The organism is Eggerthella sp. (assembly GCF_048329335.1).
Lineage (GTDB): Bacteria > Actinomycetota > Coriobacteriia > Coriobacteriales > Eggerthellaceae > Eggerthella > Eggerthella lenta.
The window spans coordinates 1-2,960 of the sequence record NZ_DBFEGU010000384.1 but is presented as its reverse complement, the minus strand read 5'-3'; the positions used below and the strand labels follow the sequence as shown (position 1 = coordinate 2,960).

The following is a 2,960-nucleotide window of genomic DNA, read 5'->3' as shown; positions in this document are numbered from 1 at the left end:
CACCAAGCGAGTTCCGCACGAGCCGAAACGCCCAGTGGGCGTTTCGTGCGAGCAGGACTGTTTGAGCGACTGAACGTTGCCCGACAGAACCCCGCCAGAAACCCCTACACTTCGCCCTTCATGAACCGCTCGATGAAGCTGGTGTCGGCGAGGCCGGCGGCGAACGTCTCGTTCTCCATGATGGCGTACTGGAAGTCGAGGTTCGTCTTCACGCCCACCACTACCATCTCCTCAAGCGCGGTGCGCATCTTCGCGATAGCCTCGGTGCGGTCGCGCCCATGCACGATCACCTTGGCGATCATGGAGTCGTAATACGGCGTGATCTCGTAGCCGTCGTACGCCGCCGTGTCCACGCGCACGCCGTTGCCGCCGGGCAGGTGCATCTGCGAGATGGTGCCGGGCGACGGCAGGAACCCGCGTTCGGGCTGCTCGGCGTTCACGCGGCACTCGATGGCGTGGCCGCGGTACGTGATGTCGTCCTGCGTGAACGTCAACGGGTCGCCCGCCGCCACGCGGATCATCTCTTCCACGAGATCGGTGCCCGTGACCATCTCGGTGACGGGGTGTTCCACCTGGATGCGCGTGTTCATCTCCATGAAGTAGTAGTTCAGCTTATCGTCCAGCAGAAACTCGATGGTGCCCGCCGACGTGTAGCCCACGGCCTGCGCCGCGCGCACGGCGGCTTCCAGCATCTCGTCGCGCACGCGCCCCGTCATCACGGGCGAGGGGCTTTCCTCGATCATCTTCTGGTGGTTGCGCTGCACCGAGCAATCGCGCTCGCCCAGGGCCACCACGGTGCCGTACGTATCGGCGATGATCTGCACCTCCACGTGGCGCGGGTTCAGCACGCAGCGCTCCAGGTACATGGTGTTGTCGCCGAACGCGCCCACGCTCTCGCGCTGGGCGATGGAGAACTGCTCGGAGAAGTCGTGCTCGTCGTGGCTGATGCGCATGCCCTTGCCGCCACCGCCCGACGACGCCTTGATCATGATGGGCCAGCCGATCTCGCGTGCCATCGCCAGCGCTTCCTCCGGATGGTGCACGGGCTCCTTCGTGCCGGGAACCACGGGCACGCCCGCCTCCATCATGGTCTTGCGGGCCTGGCTCTTGTTGCCCATGCGGTCCAGGACCTCGGGCGCGGGGCCGATGAACACGATGTCGTTCTCGCGGCACAGCTTCGCGAACGTCGAGTTCTCCGACAGGAAGCCGTAGCCGGGATGGATGGCCTGCGCGCCGGTGCCCTTCGCGGCGGACAGGATGGCGGCGATGTTCAGGTACGAGTCGCGCGCGGCGGGCGGGCCGATGCACACGCTCTCGTCGGCCAGGTACACGTGCAGCGAATGCTTGTCGGCCGTGGAGTACACGGCCACCGTCTTGATGTCCATGGCGCGGCAGGCGCGGATGATGCGGACGGCGATCTCGCCGCGGTTGGCGATGAGTATCTTGTCGAACATGGCGCGCGCCGCCCTAGTGCGTTTCGCCGGCGGCGGTGGCCACGCGGAACAGCGGCTGGTCGTATTCGACCTGCGTGCCGTTGGCTGCCAGCACCTCCACGACGATGCCGGGGGCGGGCGTGGTGATCTCGTTCATCATCTTCATGGCCTCGACGATGGCCAGCGTCTGGCCGGACAGCACTTCCTGGCCCACCTTCACGAAGGGATCTTCGTCGGGGCTGGGCGAGATGTAGAACATGCCCACCATGGGGCTGCGCACGAGGATGGAGCTTTCGTCGGCGTCCTCGACGGCGGCTGCCTCGTGGCTTTCGGTCTTGCCGGCCAACAGCGCGCTCACGCGATCGGCCATGAGCGGCAGCGCGGTAGACGAGAGCGGGCCGTGGTTGCGCTCCAATTCGATTTTCGTTTCGCCGTCATCCACGCGCAAGGCCGTGAGCTCGGCCTTGTCCATGATGGCGATGAGTTCTTCGATGGCTTTCGTATCCATGGCGGTTCTCCTACGTTTGTGACGGGGTTCTGTGACGGCCGGCTTCGGCGAACCCCTACCTACTTCTTCTTCGTCTACGTCGTTGCGCGTTCGGTGGTGTCGGTTGCGTCGGGCGGTTGTTTCTTTGGCGGGACGGTTCCCAGGGCGTTGCGGTTGCCGACGCGCTGGGAGCGATCGGCTCGGTCGATCCACAACATGTCGGCCTGCGACTTGCGTGCCTGTTCCTCCAGGATGGGGGTCAGGCGCCGCGCCGTGCGCCGGGGCGATATGCCGTCGGCGCTGGGCCGCCTCACTTTCAACGCCAGCATTTCGAACAGGTGCGCCTCTTCGCGCAGCAGCGCTTGGGCCTCCTGCACGCCGATGGACTCGAAGCGGATCTTGCCGCCCGGCGGGCGTTGCACCAGCTTCGGGATGTCCACGCTGGCGATGGTGCCGATTTTCGCGTAACCGCCGGTGGTTTGCCGGTCGGCCAGCATGATGATGGGCCGTCCGTGCGACGGCACCTGCACGGCGCCGAACGCCACGCCGTCGGAGATGATGTCGGACCCGTGCTTCGTCTCGATTTCCGGTCCGTCCAGGCGGTACCCCATGCGGTCGCATTTCGTGGTGGTGGTGTACGCCTGCCCGTAGAACGTGGCCAGGCCTTTGTCGGTGAACATGTCCTGCTGAGGCCCGGGCACCACGCGCACGGTGATTTCGTCGCGGTCGAAGCCGTAGAACTCGTTGTCGCCGTCGATGCGGTGCGACCCTAGGTTGGGCAGGAAGTCCACGCTCTTCGTGGAAAACGGCAGGTAGTCGCCGACGATGAGCGTGCGACCCTTCCATCCGCCGAACTCGCACTTGAGGTTCGTCGAGCGACTGCCCATCACTTCGGGCACGCGCACGCTGTTGCCCGCGATGGCCAAGTAACCGTAGCAGCCGGTGCGCGACGCCTTGAAGCGCAGGATGGAGCCGCGCCGCACCATGACGGCCGCGTACATGGGCACGGGTTCGCCGTCCAGCGTCGGCGCGAAGTCGCC

At 65.8% G+C, this 2,960-nt stretch carries 3 protein-coding genes; all 3 read right to left on the bottom strand.

Annotation, left to right across the window (positions count from 1 at the left end; genetic code table 11):
• Window positions 1-104: 104 nt before the first annotated feature.
• Complete coding sequence (accC, locus tag ACMO6A_RS11880) at window positions 105-1,454, bottom strand: acetyl-CoA carboxylase biotin carboxylase subunit (RefSeq protein ID WP_009608966.1); 1,350 nt, start codon at window positions 1,452-1,454, stop codon at window positions 105-107.
• 13 nt (window positions 1,455-1,467) lie between these two features.
• Complete coding sequence (gene accB, locus ACMO6A_RS11875; protein WP_009608973.1) at window positions 1,468-1,941, bottom strand: acetyl-CoA carboxylase biotin carboxyl carrier protein; 474 nt, start codon at window positions 1,939-1,941, stop codon at window positions 1,468-1,470.
• A gap of 74 nt (window positions 1,942-2,015) precedes the next feature.
• Window positions 2,016-2,960, bottom strand: a 945-nt coding sequence (locus ACMO6A_RS11870) for a biotin-dependent carboxyltransferase family protein (protein WP_418471319.1), incomplete at its 5' end; no start/stop codon positions are given.